Raw genomic sequence first — 20,537 nt, forward strand, 5'->3', positions numbered from 1 at the left:
TCATTATAGCATATTTTATCATTTCTTTCCATCTTTTGCTCTAATGAAAAAAGAAGCCTTTCGGCTTCCCTTCTTACAAGACTTTTGCTGAAGTACGAGTGATCTCTTCTACTTGAATATTCTCTGATTCAAATTTTTCTTTCAAGGCTGGTAAATCAATTGATCCCTCGATTTGAACTTCGATAATCACCTTACCATCTTTACGCGGAATATTTACTGTATGAGAGATATTCAAATTTTCTTCTGCAATCAAAGAAACAATCTTTCCGAGGACACCAACTTCATCTTCTGTAACAAAGCGCACACGAATTCCTTCTTCTCCATAACCAGCAATTTCAAGAAAGGCTTGGAAAACGTCACGGTCCGTAATAACTCCGTATACTTGATGATTATCTACGACAGGAAGAATACCAATCTTGTTTTTCAACATCAGATAAGTTGCATCCTCTAGACTCGCATAGCCTGAAACAGTGACAACATCGCGAATCATGACATCTTTTACTTTTGTCTTATTCAGAAGATAATTCATCTCATAGATAGAAAGACTTGTTGCCTTGGATGGACTAGCTTGGGCAATGGTTCCCTCAGTCACCAAACCAACCAATTGATCATTTTCGATAACAGGCAAGCGGTGCAACCCTTGCTCTCTCATCAAATCTGCTGCATGAGATACTGTTGTATCTGGACTAATATAAACTACCTTGCGGGTCATAAAATCTTTAACTGCCATGATACTTCTCCTTTTCTATTCTTATCCCTATTATACAATCTTTTTGTAAATCTATCAAACGCTTACATTTCTTTTTCAAAATTCAGAAAAGCATAAATAAGTTAGTAAAAAGAGCTCTGAAATTGAGCTCTGTGAATGAAGGGTAGGTACACTTCATTCAATTTTATTTCAATTATCAGAAGCTAACCTTCCAGTGCAGATGAGAATTGCTTCACACTCTCTATCCGAAACCTAAACTAGTCTCCCAGACTATGCGAAGATTGCTTCGCAATCTCTATCCACCGACTAAAAAGGTCCCCCGGACTATAATGATGATTACTTCGTAATCCTCATCCACCGACTAAAACAATCCACTGGATTCTGATGATTGCTTCGCAATCTCTATCTGCCGACTAAAAAGGTCCCCCGGACCTTTTTAGCCACCTAGATATGCTTTTCTGACTTCTTCTGATGAGGCGAGTTCTTTTCCTGTTCCTGATAGGACGATTTTCCCTGTTTCCAGTACATATCCTCGGTCAGAGATTGCGAGTGCCTTATTGGCATTTTGTTCAATCAAGAGGACGGTTGTTCCTTGCTTCTGAATATCTTGAATGATATCAAAAATCTCTTGGATAAAGATTGGGGCAAGTCCCATTGATGGTTCATCTAAAAGAAGAAGTTTTGGTGTTGACATAAGAGCGCGTCCCATGGCAAGCATTTGTTGTTCTCCTCCTGAAAGAGTGGCTGCATCCTGGTTCTTCCGTTCTTCAAGACGTGGGAAACGTGAGAAAACCTTCTTCAAGTTAGCTTGATTTTCTTCACGGTTTTTCTTTAAGAAAGCTCCCATTTCAAGATTTTCCATAACAGTCAAGCCAGGGAAGACATGGCGTCCTTCTGGTACTTGTGAAAGCCCACCTGCTACGATTTTCTGAGCCGGCATTTTTTGGATTTCTTGACCTAAAAATTCAATCTTTCCAGAACTTGGTCTAACCAAACCAGACAAGGTACGGAGAATGGTTGTCTTACCTGCACCATTGGCACCGATAAGGGAAACAACTTCTCCTTCATTCACTTCAAAGCTTACATCACGGACTGCTTGGATCATGCCGTAATGCACAGAAAGATTATCAACTTTTAACATAGACATTAGGCTTCACCTCCTAGATAAGCTTCGATAACTCGTTTATTGATCTTAATTTCGTCTGGAGTTCCTTGGGCAATCAAACGGCCATATTCAAGTACGTAGATACGTTCTGTTACTTCCATGACCAGATTCATATCATGTTCAATCAGCATGATCGTAATCTTAAATTCATCTTTGATGCGACGAATTAACTCAGTCAATTCTGCTGTTTCCTGCGGATTCATACCTGCGGCTGGTTCATCTAAAAAGAGAATTTTAGGTTCCGTAGCAAGGGCACGAACAATTTCCAAACGACGTTGTTGTCCGTAGGCAAGATTTTTAGCAAGAGTCTCTGCATCACCATCTAAATCAAAGATTTTCAACAATTCCAAAGCCTTAGCCTTTAATTCTTTTTCACTCTTGTAAAAAGCTGGTAAGCGCAAAAAACTAGCAAAAACATGTTGTTTGTGATGGTTGCCAAAAGCAATCAAAACATTGTCCAAAACTGTTAAATCTTTAAAGAGACGGATATTTTGGAATGTACGTCCAAGTCCCAAAGAAGCAATCTTATAAGGTGACTTTCCATTCAAAAGGTGACCATCTAGTGTTACTGTTCCCTCACTTGGTTCATAAACACCCGTCAAGAGGTTGAAAAGGGTGGTTTTCCCAGCTCCATTTGGACCGATTAGTCCAACCAGTTCCCCTTCGTTCAATTCAAGAGTCACATCTCCAACAGCTGTTAGACCGCCAAAATGTTTGGTTAACTGTTTTACTTCAAGTAATGCCATTAGTTTTGTTCCTCCTTCTTAGATTTTTTAAAGAAACGTGATAGGCTCAATTCCCATGTTCCAAGAAGTCCACCTGGTCTGAAAATCATTACCAAGACCAAGGCCAAAGCGTAGATGATCATACGTACGCTAGCAACATCTTGGAGAAGCATATTCAAAATTCCAAGAACAATAGCTGAAACGATGGCACCTGTAATGGAACCAAGTCCACCAAATACAACAATAATCAATACGTTGATTGAGTTAATGAATGTGTAATCTTTCGGTACAACAGACCCGATAAATCCTGCCTGAAGTGACCCTGCAATACTTGCAGTAATGGCACCAAAGACAAAGGCGATGATTTTAATTTTAGTCGTATTAACCCCAACTGACTCAGCAGCGATTTCATCCTCACGAACGGATAGGGTTGAACGTCCAATTGGACTACGCAAGAAGTTCAAGGTTGCAATGGTTGTAATCACGACAAAGAAGTAAACCATTTGCCAAGTTGTAAAGTTAGGAATTCCCAAGATACCTGCCGCACCATTTGTAAGGCTTCCACCATTGATGATAAAGATACGGATAATTTCAGAAACACCTAGAGTCGCTACCGCAAGATAGTCCCCCTTCAAGCGTAAGGTTGGAATTCCGACAAGCAAGGCAACTGCCCCTGAAAGCAAAGCACCTATCAGCATGGCTCCAAAGAAGGCACCGTAGGTTGGTGATTTAGATCCAATAATAGCAGCGGCATAGGCACCAATCGCCATGAAACCAGCATGACCAAGTGAAAATTGTCCTGAAAAACCAACGATTAAGTTGAGACCAACAGCCAGAATAATATTAATTCCAATTTGTTGTAAAATCTGTACATAGAATAGGTTGAGTACTCCGACTGAAACCAGTACACTAATCAAGCCATAGCCAGCTAACAAAAGGAGTAACCATAGAATATTAACTTTTAAATTTTCCTTCATCGTTTACACCTTCTCTTTCACATTTTTACCAAGGATACCAGCTGGGCGGACAATCAAGATCAACAACAAGATTCCATAAACAATGGCATCACGGAAGTCTGACATTCCAAAGGCTGTCGCAAAGGTTTCCAATAGACCAATCACAAAACCACCCAGAGCCGCACCAGGAATGATTCCGATACCACCAAGTACCGCGGCAACGAAAGACTTAAGACCTGGAGTAACCCCCATCAAAGGCTCAAGAGAGTTATAATAGAGGGCAATCAGAACACCAGCCGCACCCGCAAGAGCTGAACCTAAAGCAAAGGTAAAGCTGATAGTACGATTTACATTGATCCCCATCAATTGCGCTGCATCGCTATCTACAGATACAGCACGCATGGCTTTCCCCATCTTTGTTTTTTGGACAATGACTTGTAACAAAATCATCAAAATCAAGGAAATGGCCAAAATCATTAACTGCACATTTGTTAGGCTAACTGGTCCCAAATCATAGCGAACTGTTTGAATCGCTTGAGGGAAAGCACGAGTATTAGCACCAACCAGATAGACCATCCCATACTCCAATAGGAAAGAAACCCCAATAGCCGTAATCAAAACAGCAATACGCGTAGAGTGACGCAAAGGTCGGTAAGCAAGGAACTCAATCACGACACCAAGAATAGCTGTCGCTAGCATAGCTACAATAAGCGCTACAAAGAAATTCATTTGGAAAGAATTAATCAAGAAATAACCGATAAAGGCTCCCATCATATAAATATCACCGTGGGCGAAGTTGATGAGCTTGATAATTCCATAAACCATGGTATACCCTAGGGCTAAAAGCGCGTATACACTACCTAGAATCAAACCATTTACTAGTTGTTGGAGCATAAGATTCACTCTTTCTATTTATAATTCCGAGGGTTTTCCCTCACTTTTTGATAGGTTCTTAAACATCGAAACAGGGAGTGAGTCCGAGTCTCATTCCCTATTTCAACATTTTCTATTATGGTTTTACAACTTCTGCTGCTTCAACCTTACCATTGTTCATGGTCATCATGTAAGCAGTTTTGACTGTGTTGTGGTCTGCATCAAAGCTTGTTTGACCAGTTACACCTTCAAAATCTTTTGTTTTAGCAAGGTTATCCTTGATTTCACCAGAGTTTTTAGCACCTTTTGCTGCGTTTGCTACAAGGTTAACTGAGTCATAAGCCAAGGCTGCAAATGTTGAAGGCTCTTCATTGTACTTAGCACGGTAAGCATCAAGGAAAGCTTTTGCTTTAGCTGAAACTTCTACAGTAGTTGAGAAGCCTGAGATAAAGTAGATGTTTGATGCTTTTTCAGCAGTTGCTTGTTGTACAAACTCTTCACCGTTAAATCCATCGCCTCCAACGATTGGTTTGTCAATTCCCATACCACGCGCTTGGTTTACAATTTTACCAGCTTCAGTGTAGTAACCAGGGACGATGATGGCATCAAAGTCTTTCTCTTTCATTTTTGTAAGGGCTGCTTGGAAGTCTGTATCACCCGCTACGAAAGTTTCATCTGCAACGATTTCACCTTTATATGACTCGCGGAAGGATTTGGCAATACCTTTAGCATAGTCGCTGGCATTATCAGTGTAAAGAACGACTTTTTTAGCGTTTAATTTTTCAGATACATAGTTTGAGATAATTTTTCCTTGGAAGCTATCTTGGAAAGTTCCGACAAAGAGGTAATCTTGACCTTTAGTCAATCCATCTTGAGTCGCACTTGGTGAGATTAATGGAACACCTGCTTTTGTAGCGTTAGCTACCGCAGCTGCAGTTGCACCAGATGTCGCAGGTCCTACGATTGCTGATACTTTAGATTGGGTTACAAGGTTAGTTGTTACTGAAGCAGCCTCTGCTGTTTCAGACTTGTTATCTTTATCGACTACTTCGATTTGTTTTCCATCGATACCACCTGCAGCATTGATTTCATCAACAGCAAGTTGGGCACCTTTTTGTTCAGATGTTCCGTAGGCAGCTACGGCACCAGTTTCCTCGAAGTTAAATCCGATTTTGATTGTCTTTTCATCTACTGAGTTACCAGCAGCGTTTGACGCTCCGGACTTCACTTCTCCACAGGCTGCAAGAAGTGCTACACTTGCAAGCGCCACAAACGATAGGGCAAATTTTTTCTTCATCTTTTTTGTCTCCTTATTTCTTAAATAAATAGCATGTTAAGAATATACCGAATTATCAGAAAATTGTCAACACTTTTCTTAAATTTTTTCGATGATAACGTTTTCCTCTCGATAAAGATTGCCCACAAAGGGTGTTTCCAACTCTTGGATATGACAAACTCTAACTTTTTTAATAAATTTTTCCTTGCTCAAGTGCCCAATCAATTGCTCCACTTCTTGAGTTGGAACATAGAGTTGTAAGTAACGATGTTTCTTGGAATGATAGGTAATATCTCCATAATCCTGCAGCTTTTTTGCATCACGGTTATAGTAAAGATAGATAATCAAGCCAGATCGATTGACTTTTTCAAACATGGTAAATCCTCTTTCTAAGAAATCTCCCCTTATTATACCAAAAAAAGCAAACCCAGTCGAGTTTGCCTTTTTTGATCATTAGTTCAATGAATTGTTAGCCATGATTTCATCAATAAAGCCATATTCGAGTGTTTCTTGGGCACTCATCCAGTTATCGCGTTCTGCATCTGCATGGACTTTTTCGATTGACTGACCTGAATTTTCAGCCAAGATTTTTTCCAAGGTATTACGAGTTTTAAGCAAGTGTTCTGCAGCGATCGCCATATCAGTTTGTTGAGTACCACCACCTGTACCACCCATTGGTTGGTGAATCATATACTCTGCATTTGGAAGCATGAAACGTTTGCCTTTTGCTCCACTTGATGCGATGACTGTTCCCATAGATGCAGCCATTCCCATTACGATGGTTTGGACATCTGCCTTGATAAAGTTCATGGTATCAACGATTGCCAAACCAGCTGAAACGGAACCACCAGGTGTATTGACATAAAGGTAAATATCTTTTGTACTATCTTGGGCATCCAAGAAAAGCAATTGGGCAATAACAGAATTAGCCATATTGTCTTCAACCGGACCTGTCAGCATAATGATGCGGTCTTTTAGAAGACGTGAGTAAATATCGTAGGAACGTTCTCCACGGCTTGTTTGTTCAATAACTACAGGAATCATTCATTTCTCCTTTTGAGTTTTATTTTTGTTTGTCAAATGACTGAAGATAAGACTATTATAATATCTAGGTCAAAAAAGGTCAAATTTTTGCTCTGTTTTCATTAGACAGAAACAAAAACTCAACCTCCTTTCGTGACTGGAACTTCTTTTCCAAGTCAATCTTCTTTTCGATCTTATTTTGTACCGAACAAGCGGTCTCCAGCATCTCCAAGACCTGGAACAATATAACCGTGTTCGTTCAAGCGTTCATCCAAGGCTGCTGTAAAGATTTCTACATCTGGATGAGCTTCTTGAAGGGCTTTTACACCTTCTGGTGCTGATACAAGGCAGACAAATTTGATATTTGATGCACCACGTTTTTTAAGAGAATCAACAGCTAAGATTGCTGATCCACCTGTTGCCAACATTGGGTCTACTACAAAAATTTGACGTTGGTCAATATCCTCAGGTAATTTTACCAAGTATTCAACTGGTTGAAGCGTTTCTTCATCACGGTACATACCGATGTGACCAACCTTAGCAGCTGGAACCAAGCTCAAGAGTCCATCAACCATCCCGATACCTGCACGCAAGATTGGAACGATGGCCAATTTCTTACCTGCCAATTGTTTTTGAACTGTTTTTGTGATTGGTGTTTCGATTTCCACATCTTCTAGTGGAAGATCACGAAGTACTTCATACCCCATCAACATTGCAATCTCATCTACTAGCTCACGAAAAGCTTTTGTAGAAGTATCTGTACGACGCAAGATTGACAATTTGTGTTGAATCAGTGGATGATTAATAACTTCAATTTTTCCCATTTTTGGAATTCCTTCTTTCAATTTATTCTTCTTATTATACCAAAAAACGGTTTAAAAATCTTTCTAAACCATTTATTTTGGATAATTTTTACATTAGATCTGCTTCTTTAAGAGCTTCCTGTACGGTCTCAAGTGGTAAATGGGTCAATTCTGTTCCCTTTTCTTGATAAAGGTATTGAGCATAGTCGTCCATTCGGTACTGGTTAATATAAACCACGCGCTTGCAGCCGACCTGAAGCAATTGTTTTGTACAGTTCAGACAAGGAAAATGGGTCACATAGGCTGTAAAGCCTTTAGGAACACCACGTTCAGCACCTTGCAGGATAGCATTGACCTCAGCGTGAAGGGTGCGAACACAGTGTCCTTCAATGACCAGACATTCGTGGTCAATACAATGCTCAGTCCCTGACACCGAACCATTGTAACCAGTGGAAATTACCTTATTATCCTTTACCAGAATCGCGCCCACTTTGGCACGTTTACAAGTGGAACGATTGGCAATTAGTAGGGCTTGGGCTGCAAAATACTCATCCCAGGCTAGTCTTTTTTCAGTCATCTCTTTTCTCCTTTTTCTCTATTTTTTAAAAAATGGTAAACGTAAATCCGCAATCTTTTCAGCTGGTACCTTCATGCCATCCTTGATCCATTTTAAAAGGACTGAGACGATGGCTGAGCTCCAAAAGGAATGAAGATAAGAGCTGACACCTTTTGATTTTCCATGGTATTTTTCTAGAAATTCCTGCATGGCTTGGACAAAGATTTTTTCCAAATGGTAATCTAAGGCCAATTGAATCACTCTGGCTTCCTTTCTTGCCTCGCGGAAAAGGTGAACCCATACCAGATAAAGGTCTGTCTTTAAATCATAATGGTGCAGCTGTTCCATGATGTTGTGGACACTCCGTTTAAAGACGCTCTCTAAAATCTCCTCTTTGGAATCATAATTGCGATAAAAGGCCGCACGCGAAACTCCTGCACGTTTGACCAATTCAGAAATACTAATCTTGGTCAAGTCCTTTTTTTCCAAGAGCTGCAAGAGAGCTGTTTCAATCGCTTCTCTAGTTAATAAATTGGATTCTTGGTTTGATTTTCTGAGATTTTCAAGAGATTTTTCAGAGATTCTACGTTTAGACATAACATTTTCTTTCTACTTGTCACAACAGACGGATGAGGCTTTTGTTTCAAGGGCTTTCATGATATAATTGTAAAAAAAGACAGAACCTTTGTCAATGTATAAATGGCAAAGATGGAGAATTTCTATGACTTGGAAGATTATTGCTGACTCTGGTTGTGATTATCGTCAACTGGCAAAACCAGCTATTGACACAACCTTTGTAAGCGTCCCCTTAACCATTCAAGTAGCTGATCAGGTCTTTGTTGATGATGCCAATCTTGATATTGACCAAATGATGGAAACCATGTATGCAACTGCAGAAGCTTCAAAATCAGCTTGTCCAAGCCCAGATGATTATTTGCGAGCATTTGAAGGAGCCAAAAACATTTTCCTAGTAACCATCACAGGTACTCTCTCTGGCAGTCACAATAGTGCTCAACTAGCAAAGAATATTTATCTGGAAGACCATCCTGACACTAAGATTCATGTGATTGATAGTTTGTCTGCTGGCGGGGAAGTTGACTTGCTCGTAGAAAAATTAAATAATTTGATTGACCAGGGCTTATCTTTTGAAGAAGTGGTTGAAGCTATCACTGCCTATCAAGAAAAAACCAAGTTGCTCTTTGTTCTAGCCAAAGTCGATAACTTGGTGAAGAACGGCCGTTTGAGCAAGCTTATCGGTACGGTCGTTGGCCTTCTAAATATCCGCATGGTCGGAGAAGCTAGTGAAACTGGAACCCTCGAATTGCTACAAAAAGCAAGAGGACCAAAGAAAGCGATTCAGGCAGCATATGAAGAGTTAGTGAAAGCTGGATATGCTGGTGGCCGTATTGTCATGGCCCAACGCAATAACGAGAAATGTTGTCAGCAACTCTCAGAGCGAATCCGTGAAAATTTCCCACAGGCGGATATTAAAATTCTCCCAACCTCTGGCCTCTGCAGTTTCTATGCAGAAGATGGTGGTTTGCTGATGGGATATGAAATTGATTAATTGCATTCTTGACAAGAGGTGACCATCATCTCTTGTTTTTTGTGGTACAATAGAGCTATGAAACATTTTGATACTATTGTCATCGGTGGGGGACCTGCTGGCATGATGGCTACGATTTCCAGTAGCTTTTATGGTCAGAAAACCCTCCTCATCGAAAAAAATCGAAAACTTGGAAAAAAATTAGCCGGGACAGGTGGGGGACGCTGTAATGTAACCAACAACGGAACTCTAGACGACCTACTAGCTGGAATCCCTGGAAATGGGCGATTTCTCTACAGTGTCTTCTCCCAGTTTGATAACCATGATATCATTAACTTTTTTACTGAAAATGGGGTTAAACTTAAGGTCGAGGACCACGGACGCGTCTTTCCTGCTAGTGATAAGTCTCGCACTATTATCGAGGCCTTGGAAAAGAAAATCATTGAGCTAGGTGGTCAAGTTGCTACTCAAACAGAAATTGTTTCGGTTAAAAAGGTAGAAAATCAGTTTGTCCTTAAATCCACAGACCAAACTTTCACTTGTGATAAATTGCTTGTCACAACTGGTGGGAAATCCTATCCTTCGACTGGTTCGACTGGTTTTGGTCATGAGATTGCCCGTCATTTTAAACACACCATTACCGAGCTTGAGGCCGCTGAAAGCCCTTTGTTGACAGATTTTCCACACAAGGCCTTGCAGGGAATTTCATTGGATGATGTGACCCTAAGTTATGGCAAGCATGTCATCACTCACGATTTGCTCTTTACTCACTTTGGTTTGTCTGGTCCTGTTGCCCTACGTATGTCTAGTTTTGTCAAGGGTGGGGAGGTTCTCTCGCTAGATGTTTTGCCTCAACTTTCTGAGAAGGACTTGGTTGCATTTCTAGAAGAAAATCGGGAAAAATCCTTGAAAAATGCCTTAAAAACTTTGCTTCCAGAACGTTTGGCAGATTTTTTTGTGCAAGGATATCCTGACAAAGTCAAACAGTTGACTGAAAAGGAACAAGAACAACTTCTCCAGTCCATCAAAGGACTTAAAATTCCTGTTACTGGTAAAATGTCCTTAGCTAAATCCTTTGTTACAAAAGGAGGCGTCAGTCTTAAGGAAATCAACCCTAAAACTCTGGAAAGTAAGCTGGTACCTGGACTCCACTTTGCTGGCGAGGTACTAGATATCAATGCCCACACTGGTGGCTTTAACATCACTTCTGCCCTCTGCACTGGTTGGGTGGCGGGATCAAACCCAATCTAAATATACATTACTAAATGGAACAATCCGCCCCAAAAGAAAGGAAGTCCTTTGGAACATATTATCTTGTTAAGGGGAGTTACTCCTAATGGAAAAAATGCTATCCCTAAAATGTCTTATCTAGTAGATATCTTGACAGAAGCTGGTTTTCAACAAGTTCGAACTTATATTCAAAGTGGAAATATTATTCTTGAAAGTAACTTAGCTCTCGAAGAAATACGAGAACAGGTTCATACTCTAATAAAGGAAAAGATTGGAGCCGATCTCAAAATAATCATTAAGAATAAGGATATTTTTAAAAACATTGTCCAAGAAAATCCGTTTGGAGAACACTATCTTTATGACCGTGTACACGTGATTTTTTATCAAGAAGCTATTCAAAGTCTCCCTTTAGAAAAATTAAAAATTGATTACAGCGAAGAAGAAATTTGTGTCGGTAACCACTGTCTCTACCTCTATCTCCCTAGAACTGCAAAACGAAAAAAGCTCAGTACTAACTATCTTGAAAAGCTTTTCAATGTGGATTTGACCATGCGAAAACTAAATGTGGTAGAAAAATTATTAAGCAAGTAGTACTTGAATTTAGCAAAAATCGGAAGAATACTCCTCCGATTTTATTTTGTCTGAGTTTGGACATAGTGGGCAATGACATCTGAAGTGTACTGGGCTGTCCCAGGTCCAAATTTGTCAATGTTTTCCTTAAATTCTGGGTTGTAGACGTAGCCTTTACCGATATAACCAAATACCTCAATAGAGCAGTCAAATCCATAAGTACGGATGGCTTGCAAGAGTTTAGCGGCTTCTTCTTGATTTTCGGCTGCTGTTACAGGTAGACCAGCTTGAAGATTTTGTGACAAGGCTCGAAAGACTTGGTTGAAGGCAGCCGTAGCTTCGTCTTCATGACCTTTTTGGCGCTCGAGCGCTTGATCCATGACTTCTTGTCCATATTTCTCTACCGCCTCGTGGTGGTATTTTTGATGGTCTTGGTAGTTAAATCCAGCAAATTTCTCTTGAATGCTCATTTCTCTTTCTCCTTTTTGTTCTTGAATGGTTTTTTGCAAGGTTGAAATCAAAGTATCCAGATGTTCCCTTTCTCGAGTCAAATAGTCCAACTGCCTGGTCAGATGGGGCAATAAATCTGTCCTTTCTTCCTTTAATAGCTCTGCTATTTTTTCTAAAGAAAAGCCTAGATATTTATAGTAAAGAATGACCTGAAGGCGTTCCAAATCCTCCTGACTGTATGTTCGATAGCCGTTTTCCGATTTTAAAGGAACCAAAAGTCCTATCTTATCGTAGTGGTGCAGGGTCTTGACAGAGACACCTGAAAGCTGGGCAGCTTCTTTTATATGGTACATTATTTCCTCCTTATACTCAATGAAAATCAAAGAGCAAACTAGGAAGCTAGCCGCAGGCTGTACTTGAGTACGGTAAGGCGAAGCTGACGTGGTTTGAAGAGATTTTCGAAGAGTATTACATTGATAGTATAACCCCTCCCCTTAGGTCAGAGTCAAGCGTTTTTGCGAAATTTTTTTACTTTATCATAACATGAAAATGGTTTTCTTGACAGACCTTAGAAAACATGATAGGATAGTCAAGTCTATCAATCAAAAGAAACGCTCATCTTGAGTACTGATGAGGCTATTTGCCAAGGGCAGTAGCTTTTTCTTTTGTAATACTAATTTTAGGAGTTTAACTATGTCTGAAAAATCGCAATGGGGTTCTAAACTGGGCTTTATCCTAGCGTCTGCTGGCTCAGCCATCGGACTTGGTGCCGTTTGGAAATTCCCCTACATGACTGCTGCTAACGGTGGAGGAGGCTTTTTACTGGTCTTTCTCATTTCCACTATTCTAATCGGTTTCCCCCTATTGCTGGCTGAATTTGCTCTCGGCCGAAGTGCTGGTGTCTCAGCTATCAAAACCTTTGGAAAACTGGGCAAGAATAGCAAGTACAACTTTATCGGTTGGATTGGTGCCTTTGCCCTCTTTATCCTCTTATCTTTCTACAGTGTTATTGGCGGCTGGATTCTAGTCTATCTAGGCATTGAGTTTGGGAAATTGTTCCAGCTTGGTGGAACGGGTGATTACGCTCAGTTATTTACTTCAATCATTTCAAATCCAGTCATTGCCCTAGGAGCTCAAGCTGCCTTTATCCTGTTGAATATCTTTACTGTATCACGTGGAGTTCAAAAAGGAATTGAAAGAGCTTCTAAGGTTATGATGCCCCTACTCTTTATCATCTTTGTCGTCATCATCGGTCGTTCTCTCAGTTTGCCAAATGCCATGGAAGGCGTTCTCTACTTCCTCAAACCAGACTTTTCAAAACTGACCAGTGCTGGTCTCCTCTACGCTCTGGGACAATCTTTCTTTGCCCTCTCACTAGGGGTTACAGCCATGCTGACCTATGCTTCTTACTTGGATAAGAAAACCAATCTGGTCCAGTCAGGGATTTCCATCGTAGCCATGAATATCTCGGTATCCATCATGGCAGGTCTAGCCATCTTTCCAGCCATGTCAGCCTTCAATATCCAGTCTGAAGGGGGACCAAGCTTGCTCTTTATCGTCTTGCCTCAGCTCTTTGACAAGATGCCTTTTGGAACCATTTTCTACATCCTCTTCCTCTTGCTCTTCCTCTTTGCGACAGTCACTTCTTCCGTCGTTATGCTGGAAATCAATGTGGGTAATATCACTAATCAGGACAACAGTAAGCGTGCTAAATGGAGTGTGATTTTAGGAATCTTGACCTTTGTCTTTGGAATTCCTTCAGCCCTGTCTTATGGTGTCATGGTGGATGTTCACATTTTTGGGAAGACCTTCTTTGATGCTATGGATTTCTTGGTTTCTAATCTTCTTATGCCATTTGGAGCTCTCTGCCTTTCACTCTTTACTGGCTACATCTTTAAGAAGACACTTGCAATGGAGGAACTCCATCTCGATGAAACAGCGTGGAAACAAGGACTGTTCCAAGTCTGGCTCTTCCTTCTTCGTTTCATCATTCCAATCATCATCATCGTGGTCTTCATCGCCCAATTTATGTAATCAAAAAGGACTTGAGTAGTGAACTCAGGCCCTTTCTTTTTTATGGATGGCTAACAATCAATTCCAAACCTTGCCCTTCCAGAGTCCAAGCTTCAACATCACTTGGTAGGATAAAGTGGCTGCCTTTTTGGATTGGATAGTTTTTTACGTCAACAGTTAGCTGACCTTGACCAGCTAAGACACTAAACAAGCTATAATCAGCTGTCTTTTCGAAGTCAACTTTTCCAGTAATTTCCCACTTGTAAACTGCAAAGAAATCATTAGATACAAGGAGAGTGGAACTCAAATGATCTGCTTTAACAGTTACAGGACGGCTATTTGCAGGCTCACCAATGTTTAATACATCAATGGATTTTTCAAGGTGAAGTTCACGCAAGTTACCATTATCATCCTTACGGTCAAAGTCATAGACGCGATAGGTGGTGTCACTAGATTGTTGGGTTTCAAGAATCAAGATACCTGCACCGATAGCATGCATGGTGCCACTTGGTACATAGAAGAAATCTCCAGCCTTAACAGGTACTTTGGTCAGCAAGGCATCCCAGTTTTTGTCTTCGATTTGCTGACGGAGTTCTTCTTTTGACTTGGCATTGTGACCGTAGATAATCTCTGAACCTTCATCCGCTGCGATAATGTACCAGCATTCTGTTTTTCCAAGTTCGCCTTCATGCTCGAGTCCATAAGCATCATCTGGGTGAACTTGGACACTGAGCCAGTCGTTGGCATCGAGGATTTTGGTCAAAAGCGGAAATACAGGCTCGGGACGATTGCCAAACAATTCACGGTGTTCCGCATACAAAGTAGCAAGATCTGTTCCTTCAAAGCGACCATTGGCAACTTTAGAGACTCCATTTGGATGGGCTGAGATGGCCCAGTATTCTCCGATTTTTTCACTTGGGATGTCGTAGCCAAACTCATCACGTAGCTTGGTACCACCCCAGATTTTTTCTTGCATAACTGATTGTAAAAATAATGGTTCTGACATGTCGATCTCCTGTCTGATTTTTCTCCCCTCATTATAGCAAAAAGCTCCATCTAATTGAACTCTTTTTCACATATTATAAAGTAGGGAGAAGATTTTATAAAAATAGTAACGATATACTTTTTTCTTTGATAGAGACGAACATAAAAGACTCTCGTAAAGCTAGCTGTCACTGGACTTCTTCCCTCAACTCTCATTCAAAAATTACTTTAATGAAGCATCTATTTTCATAAACGAACAAAACTGAAACCAGTCTTCTTTTTAAATCAAAGCTGTAATAGCCGTCACAAGGCCAAAAACGATACCTAGAGCATTGGCAGCAGCAAAGGGAATATCTCTTTCTTTCTTGAAAAGACCGTAGTAAACCCAGAGACTACAGTTGATGATAGCAACCAAGGGCTGGATGAAATTTCCTTTTTGACCAGCTAGATTATTCATGATTTGTGGGAAGTAAGACACATACATCATAACAGACATGAAAGTCGCTACCCAACCCAAAACTTTCATTTGTTTTTCGGATATTTTCAAAACCTCTTTTATTCTTTTATGATTTTTATTTTATAATATGATGCAAAAACAAGCAAGAGTTTGAGAGTTTTGTTATAAAAATATAAACTATCACAATCTTGTGATAAGAAAGAAGAGTGAAGTTAGGAAAAGTATATATAATCAGAAAAAGCATATTATGATGTATTGAAAAATCTTGATACTGGGTGTTTTATTGCTGAAATATTTACTTTATTTTCTGATAAAACTGACTTTTAAGCCAGAATCAATATTTTCCTAAATCTACAACTTGTTGATATCTACTTTCATCATCAATATGATGGGCAATTTCTAACATCATAACAGGAAGAGAAAATAGTAGTTCATGTACCATGAAGGCGTTTTCTTTGTCTAGGGCTGCGGTCACTTCATCAGCCAATAACAGATTTTTTCTACGAAGAAGAAAACGTGCCAATTCAATTCTTACTCTTTGTCCCCCAGAAATATTCTCCCCGTTATTCTTGATAATAAAATCCATCCCACCCGTCAATTCAAAATCTAGTTTGACTTGTTTCAAAACAGCAAGCAACTCTTCCTCAGAAAATTCTTGTCCTAAGGTCAAATTATAACGCACTGTATCGTTAAAGAGAAATGGGTGTTGGCTAATAATTCCTATACTGGATACAAAACTTGATGTACATTCATTAACAGTTGTCACACCGATAATTTCTCCCTCATCTGCTATTTCTTCTCCAGTAATGAGTCGAAACAAGGTTGACTTACCACAACCACTCGGTCCTTTGATTAAAACTTTCTGACCTGCTTGAACATCCAAATTTAGATGAGTAAAAAGTTGTCTGTCACCATAGGATTTACTTAAATTTTTAATGTGCAGAGCATGCAATTCTTGCGCATCTTTTTTATCTATCTGTTTTACATCTCCAATTTCTAATACTCCAAAAATCTTATCTGCTGTCGTTTTTGCCCCTTGTATATCTACAGCATCATACATAATAGTCTGAATAGGGCTCACTAGCTGACCTGCTGCGATATACATAGCAACAAGACTTGCCACTGACACTTTCTGCCCAGCCATAGCAAAGTAAAAACCTAAAACAAGTGGTAAAACTTGGCTTAAGAAGACCATGAAACCGTTGCAAAAGAAAATTATATTATGGGTAAAGCAAAATTTTTGAATGGCTCGTTGATAATTTCGATTAATCTTCCAAAATCTGTTCTGATTTTCAGAAATTGCTTGGTTCATGAGTAAAGTATGTGCTCCTCGGATACTATCAGATACTTGATTATGCACTTCTACTCTGCCTTGAGCCATGTCATCACCAGTATGTTTGAGTCTTTTATTCATCAAGAACTGAGGAATAGGACGTAAAATAGTGAAAAAGACAAAAATACTACCTAGTAACAAATTTTGCGAAATAATATAAATCGCTGTTAGTAATGCTACAAAACTCCAGCAAATGATATTAACGTATTTTTCTAAGTAATTATCCCCCAAATACTCCATATCTTGTGTGAGCATGGTGACTTTTTCATCTTCGTTAAAATCTTTATTTATCATCAGCTTGTCAAATAAATCTGCCCTCATATTCATTTGAATTTCACGTCTAAAAACATTATGTGTATGATTACAAAAGAGCATTAAGCTATACAAGACGAAGTATACTGTAAAGCCAAAAACAGCAAACTGTATGATTTTAGAATAAGTCAGCTCTCCTTGATTTAAGGACAAGGCTTGTGATACGACTAAGGGTTGAGCAAGAGCCAAACCTCCATTTGCCAGTGCACCGATGATAGTATAAAACTTCGTTTTCTTATCCAGATAGTGAAATATTTTATTCATAATGCCCTCCTAGAAAAAGAGAGATGCTAGCACTCCTCTCCATTTTTATTATATAAATTTTACAAATATTACAATTATTGCTTACAGCTTCAGGTTTTTTACAACCTTTTTGTTTTTCTTAATAGACATTTTTACTTACCCCTCTCTAGTCCACATCTAAAATATCTTCATAGCATCCAGAAATAGCATAAAGTGCTAGATTTTTACGAATTTTCTCTTGCATATTCTTACAAATCACAGAAGAGCTTAATTTCGTAATATGCTTGGCCATTGAACAAAAGCCTGATTTACAGACTAAAACAAAGGGACATGTTTTACAGTCTTCTCTAACAGACAGAAACCATCCTTTCATATGAATTTTGTTTTATCTGTTATATTTTTATTATAAGGTTTTAGAAAAACCCTGTCAATTGTTTATATGCAATTGCTTTATATTAAAAAGACCGGATTGCTCCGATCTGTTCAGTCTTTTTCTTCACGTACATAATTCCAAATCGCAATAGCTAAAGATAACAAACTTAGTAAGCAAATCATCTGTATAATTAGCTTTGTAGGTTGACGCAGTAAGCCAAACTGAGTCAGTATTACAAAGAGAGAAGAACCAAAAATCATTACTTGGAAAAAAATTGTTGTTAAACTAAATTTTGTTTTCATATCTTTTCCTTTCTAATTTCTACAACCTGATCCATTCGTTCATATACACTACTATCATGAGTTGCAATAATAATCGTACGTTTTTCATTTCGTAATCCAAGAATAAGGTCAATAATTTCACGACTATTCCTACTATCAAGAGAGGCTGTTGGTTCATCTGCTAAGATTATTGGGGAATCTTTCAACATTATTTTAGCAATTGCGACACGTTGCGCTTCACCACCTGAAAGAGTAAAAATCTTACGTTTTAAATCTAATTGTAAGTGAACATGCTTCAAGGATTCTTTCATAAGAGCTTCTTGTTCTTTTCTACTTTCTTTTCTCCCAATAAATGCAAGTTCTAAATTATCCTTAATACTCTTATTCTCAATTAAACCATAATTTTGAAATAAGTAGCTTACATAATCCTTAAAATAGATTTTTTCCTTAATTTGTTTTAAATCCTTACCATCAACTTCTACTGAGCCACTTTGGACAGTTTCTAATTTACCTATAATATTTAAAAGAGTTGTTTTGCCTGCTCCAGACTCACCTATCAAAGCATAGGTCTGACCTTCATGAAATTGATAATTAAAGTCTTTAAAAATAACATAATCATCAAATTGTTTACAAATATCTTTCAATTCAATCATACTATCCTCCTTTTAGATATAAAATATTAGCCTTTTTATCTTGTCTCAGTTGAAGAAGAAAAATTCCTGTGAATAATAGCAATGAGAGCAAAGGAATAGAAATTACAAACAAATTAAAGCCTAATATTACCGACAATAACGTGCAAAAAATATAGCTACTAGATAAAATCGAAAAATAAACATGATGAATTTCAAAAAGTGACTTCCCTGCTAATCTCTCAATGAAATAAGTTTTGCGCCCTTGATAGAGGTAAAGAGTGTTAAGTAACACCATCAATAAAATGGAACTCACAAAACTAATAATCATCGCAAAAAATAATATAAATCTATCTGTCTCTACTTTTTGAATTCTATTTTCAAATGAATACATTCCATTTGAAAAACTACCAATACTAGCTGTTAACTTGTATTTAGAAATCAATTCTTTCACTACCTCAGGTTTATCAAAAATATAATGTGCCAAAGAGAATTGGCGAATTGTTCTATTTTCATAAGCAGAACCAAACACAGTAATAATTGGTTCATGAACAAAAGCATTTTGATTCACTAAGTAATTAACCGAAGTGAAGATAGGGTAAACAAATAGATTTTCACCGCCTTGATAAGTGGCTATCTCAATTTTCTCATTAGGATCTTTCTTTTTTACAGGAGCATCATCTGGAGCAAAGCCTTTTTGTTCATATCGCAACCAAGCCTTATGTAATTCTGAAAAGTTTGATTCTTGATTCTTTGGTATTAACACGAGACGATCAAAATCTCCCATCTGTTCAAAGAATGCTTTAGCTTGCATACTCAACTGAATGCCACTTGTTTCAATAAAACGTCGATTCACACGAATTTCATTTGATACCATATCTGGGGTAGGATAATAAGAATTAGCTGAAGAACTCTTTTGAAAAGCAATTTTATCTAGATTTGTATCTATATAAAGGAGATTTGTTTTTTGACTAAGTTCTGAATAAAAAGCTACTTCTGCTTCTCTGTCTTTATTTGACTCTCCAGTATATAATTCATTAGTAGCAAAATAATTAGAATGCTTACTCCATTCGTCTCGTCCTACTTGTAATGTTGACAATTGTTGATTTAAGTTAACAACACCATAAACGCTATACATCACGATTAAAAGAGATAGTAACTGCGTCAAAATAACCAAAATGAACACAAGATGCAAAGGTGCCTTACCTTTTATGGATAGATTAAGAGCTTGCTTTTGTAAAATATGGTAAAAAATATTTGATAAAAAGAAATTTAAAAAAGTAAAAGAAATAACCAAGAAAGCAAAGGATAAAATACTAGACTTAACGACAAAATGTTTACAGTTCTAGTAGAGAATAAGAATAAAACTGTCGCTAAATAAACTATACTTGCTATCAATATTAAGAAAATACTATCTTTGCTAATATTTCTCAAAGCAATTTGATATTTCCCTCTACCTGACAATCGTTCTATACTTACAGAACGCAGTTTGGCTATGTAATCAGCTAGTGTCAGAGTCCCAAAAGCAATTATCAAAACTAATGTAAAAGTAATCGATTGAGGATAAGTCAAAAATACCTTTAACAAGGTCAGACCAGAACTTGATTGTTCAACAATGGCTTGATGTCCTTTTTGGTTTAAAGTTTGTGCTAGTTCCTGTGCACTTAAGTTTCCTCTTACAATCAAATATAAGGTGTCATCAGATGCATTTTGGATTAGGTTTTGATCTTGTTGTAATGGTAAATCTACAGGTAGTTCACCTCCAATTGGTATATAGGTATTTTCTGTCTTTCCCCTAACATTATCCTTTACAGAAACAATCCTACGAGCTAAAACACTCTGTTTATCTTTTGCAATCTCTTCTAAATCCTTCTTAATGGTAGTAGTAGATTTCTCTACAGAAATCATCTTACTGTATCCACCCAACATTTCACTTTTATATTGGCTAATAAAGAAAAGACTAACAAAAGCAATTAAAACAAAGGAAAAAGTTGCAAGGCTTCGTTTTAGTATGTTATACATAGACTTCT

23 protein-coding genes are annotated in these 20,537 nt (G+C 38.3%); 4 read left to right on the top strand and 19 right to left on the bottom strand.

Annotated elements, in window-relative coordinates:
* Positions 1-73: 73 nt before the first annotated feature.
* The 11 genes from SMIDD28_RS00830 to SMIDD28_RS00880 form a co-directional block, all read right to left on the bottom strand.
* Positions 74-730 carry a CBS domain-containing protein gene (locus SMIDD28_RS00830; protein ID WP_061423988.1) on the bottom strand — a complete coding sequence of 219 codons (657 nt, stop codon included), beginning with the start codon at positions 728-730 and terminating at the stop codon, positions 74-76.
* 415 nt (positions 731-1,145) lie between these two features.
* A complete protein-coding gene (locus SMIDD28_RS00835) occupies positions 1,146-1,856 on the bottom strand; it encodes an ABC transporter ATP-binding protein (protein ID WP_000062200.1) in 711 nt (236 codons plus the stop codon).
* The gene (locus SMIDD28_RS00840) at positions 1,856-2,620 is read right to left on the bottom strand and encodes an ABC transporter ATP-binding protein (protein WP_050280380.1); all 765 of its coding nucleotides are present in this window, start codon (positions 2,618-2,620) and stop codon (positions 1,856-1,858) included. Before SMIDD28_RS00840 ends, SMIDD28_RS00835 begins: the two co-directional genes overlap by 1 nt.
* On the bottom strand, positions 2,620-3,576 hold the full coding sequence (locus tag SMIDD28_RS00845; RefSeq protein WP_000662286.1) for a branched-chain amino acid ABC transporter permease: 957 nt from the start codon (positions 3,574-3,576) through the stop codon (positions 2,620-2,622). The genes SMIDD28_RS00840 and SMIDD28_RS00845 overlap by 1 nt, the downstream gene beginning before the upstream one ends.
* 3 nt (positions 3,577-3,579) lie before the next feature.
* Positions 3,580-4,449, bottom strand: coding sequence for a branched-chain amino acid ABC transporter permease (locus tag SMIDD28_RS00850; RefSeq protein ID WP_000941427.1), 870 nt, complete (start codon positions 4,447-4,449; stop codon positions 3,580-3,582).
* Positions 4,450-4,564: 115 nt separating this feature from the next.
* Positions 4,565-5,725, bottom strand: coding sequence for an ABC transporter substrate-binding protein (locus tag SMIDD28_RS00855; RefSeq protein WP_033689034.1), 1,161 nt, complete (start codon positions 5,723-5,725; stop codon positions 4,565-4,567).
* Between the two features lie 78 nt (positions 5,726-5,803).
* Positions 5,804-6,079: a YlbG family protein gene (locus tag SMIDD28_RS00860; RefSeq protein WP_061423990.1), complete on the bottom strand. Its 276-nt coding sequence runs from the start codon at positions 6,077-6,079 to the stop codon at positions 5,804-5,806.
* A gap of 78 nt (positions 6,080-6,157) precedes the next feature.
* Positions 6,158-6,748, bottom strand: a complete 591-nt coding sequence (gene clpP, locus SMIDD28_RS00865) for an ATP-dependent Clp protease proteolytic subunit ClpP (RefSeq protein ID WP_000613475.1) — start codon at positions 6,746-6,748, stop codon at positions 6,158-6,160.
* 173 nt (positions 6,749-6,921) lie between these two features.
* Positions 6,922-7,551: a uracil phosphoribosyltransferase gene (upp, locus tag SMIDD28_RS00870; RefSeq protein WP_000515974.1), complete on the bottom strand. Its 630-nt coding sequence runs from the start codon at positions 7,549-7,551 to the stop codon at positions 6,922-6,924.
* 88 nt (positions 7,552-7,639) lie between these two features.
* Positions 7,640-8,107, bottom strand: a complete 468-nt coding sequence (locus SMIDD28_RS00875; protein WP_000136974.1) for a deoxycytidylate deaminase — start codon at positions 8,105-8,107, stop codon at positions 7,640-7,642.
* Between the two features lie 18 nt (positions 8,108-8,125).
* Entirely contained in the window at positions 8,126-8,683 is a 558-nt protein-coding gene (locus SMIDD28_RS00880) for a TetR/AcrR family transcriptional regulator (RefSeq protein ID WP_061423992.1), read from the bottom strand.
* 124 nt (positions 8,684-8,807) lie between these two features.
* Between SMIDD28_RS00880 and SMIDD28_RS00885 the strand changes: the two genes are divergently transcribed.
* From SMIDD28_RS00885 to SMIDD28_RS00895, 3 genes are read left to right on the top strand one after another with little or no spacing between them, the layout of a single operon-like run.
* Positions 8,808-9,653, top strand: coding sequence for a DegV family protein (locus SMIDD28_RS00885; RefSeq protein ID WP_061423994.1), 846 nt, complete (start codon positions 8,808-8,810; stop codon positions 9,651-9,653).
* Positions 9,654-9,710: 57 nt separating this feature from the next.
* Complete coding sequence (locus tag SMIDD28_RS00890) at positions 9,711-10,883, top strand: aminoacetone oxidase (protein ID WP_061423996.1); 1,173 nt, start codon at positions 9,711-9,713, stop codon at positions 10,881-10,883.
* A 48-nt stretch (positions 10,884-10,931) separates the two neighbouring features.
* A complete protein-coding gene (locus SMIDD28_RS00895; RefSeq protein ID WP_061423998.1) occupies positions 10,932-11,453 on the top strand; it encodes a DUF1697 domain-containing protein in 522 nt (173 codons plus the stop codon).
* A gap of 41 nt (positions 11,454-11,494) precedes the next feature.
* Here the strand turns inward: SMIDD28_RS00895 and SMIDD28_RS00900 are convergent, their stop codons facing one another.
* A complete protein-coding gene (locus tag SMIDD28_RS00900) occupies positions 11,495-12,235 on the bottom strand; it encodes a MerR family transcriptional regulator (protein ID WP_061424000.1) in 741 nt (246 codons plus the stop codon).
* 340 nt (positions 12,236-12,575) lie between these two features.
* On the opposite strand from SMIDD28_RS00900, the gene SMIDD28_RS00905 reads away from it, so the two are divergent.
* Positions 12,576-13,916: a sodium-dependent transporter gene (locus SMIDD28_RS00905; RefSeq protein WP_061424002.1), complete on the top strand. Its 1,341-nt coding sequence runs from the start codon at positions 12,576-12,578 to the stop codon at positions 13,914-13,916.
* A gap of 40 nt (positions 13,917-13,956) precedes the next feature.
* Here the strand turns inward: SMIDD28_RS00905 and manA are convergent, their stop codons facing one another.
* From manA to SMIDD28_RS00940, 7 genes are all read right to left on the bottom strand, one after another.
* A complete protein-coding gene (manA, locus tag SMIDD28_RS00910) occupies positions 13,957-14,901 on the bottom strand; it encodes a mannose-6-phosphate isomerase, class I (RefSeq protein WP_061424004.1) in 945 nt (314 codons plus the stop codon).
* A gap of 258 nt (positions 14,902-15,159) precedes the next feature.
* Positions 15,160-15,420 carry a SemiSWEET family transporter gene (locus tag SMIDD28_RS00915; RefSeq protein WP_061424567.1) on the bottom strand — a complete coding sequence of 87 codons (261 nt, stop codon included), beginning with the start codon at positions 15,418-15,420 and terminating at the stop codon, positions 15,160-15,162.
* A 250-nt stretch (positions 15,421-15,670) separates the two neighbouring features.
* On the bottom strand, positions 15,671-17,245 hold the full coding sequence (locus tag SMIDD28_RS00920; RefSeq protein ID WP_061424006.1) for an ATP-binding cassette domain-containing protein: 1,575 nt from the start codon (positions 17,243-17,245) through the stop codon (positions 15,671-15,673).
* Between the two features lie 462 nt (positions 17,246-17,707).
* Positions 17,708-17,899: a hypothetical protein gene (locus SMIDD28_RS00925; protein ID WP_000850052.1), complete on the bottom strand. Its 192-nt coding sequence runs from the start codon at positions 17,897-17,899 to the stop codon at positions 17,708-17,710.
* Complete coding sequence (locus SMIDD28_RS00930) at positions 17,896-18,531, bottom strand: putative bacteriocin export ABC transporter (RefSeq protein WP_061424008.1); 636 nt, start codon at positions 18,529-18,531, stop codon at positions 17,896-17,898. Before SMIDD28_RS00930 ends, SMIDD28_RS00925 begins: the two co-directional genes overlap by 4 nt.
* A 1-nt stretch (position 18,532) precedes the next feature.
* Positions 18,533-19,804, bottom strand: a complete 1,272-nt coding sequence (locus SMIDD28_RS00935; RefSeq protein WP_155719302.1) for a DUF1430 domain-containing protein — start codon at positions 19,802-19,804, stop codon at positions 18,533-18,535.
* The gene (locus tag SMIDD28_RS00940; RefSeq protein WP_061424013.1) at positions 19,780-20,529 is read right to left on the bottom strand and encodes a hypothetical protein; all 750 of its coding nucleotides are present in this window, start codon (positions 20,527-20,529) and stop codon (positions 19,780-19,782) included. The genes SMIDD28_RS00935 and SMIDD28_RS00940 overlap by 25 nt, the downstream gene beginning before the upstream one ends.
* Positions 20,530-20,537: the final 8 nt, after the last annotated feature.

The sequence above is a fragment of the Streptococcus mitis genome, from assembly GCF_001579045.1.
In the GTDB taxonomy this organism is placed as follows: Bacteria; Bacillota; Bacilli; order Lactobacillales; family Streptococcaceae; genus Streptococcus; species Streptococcus mitis_D.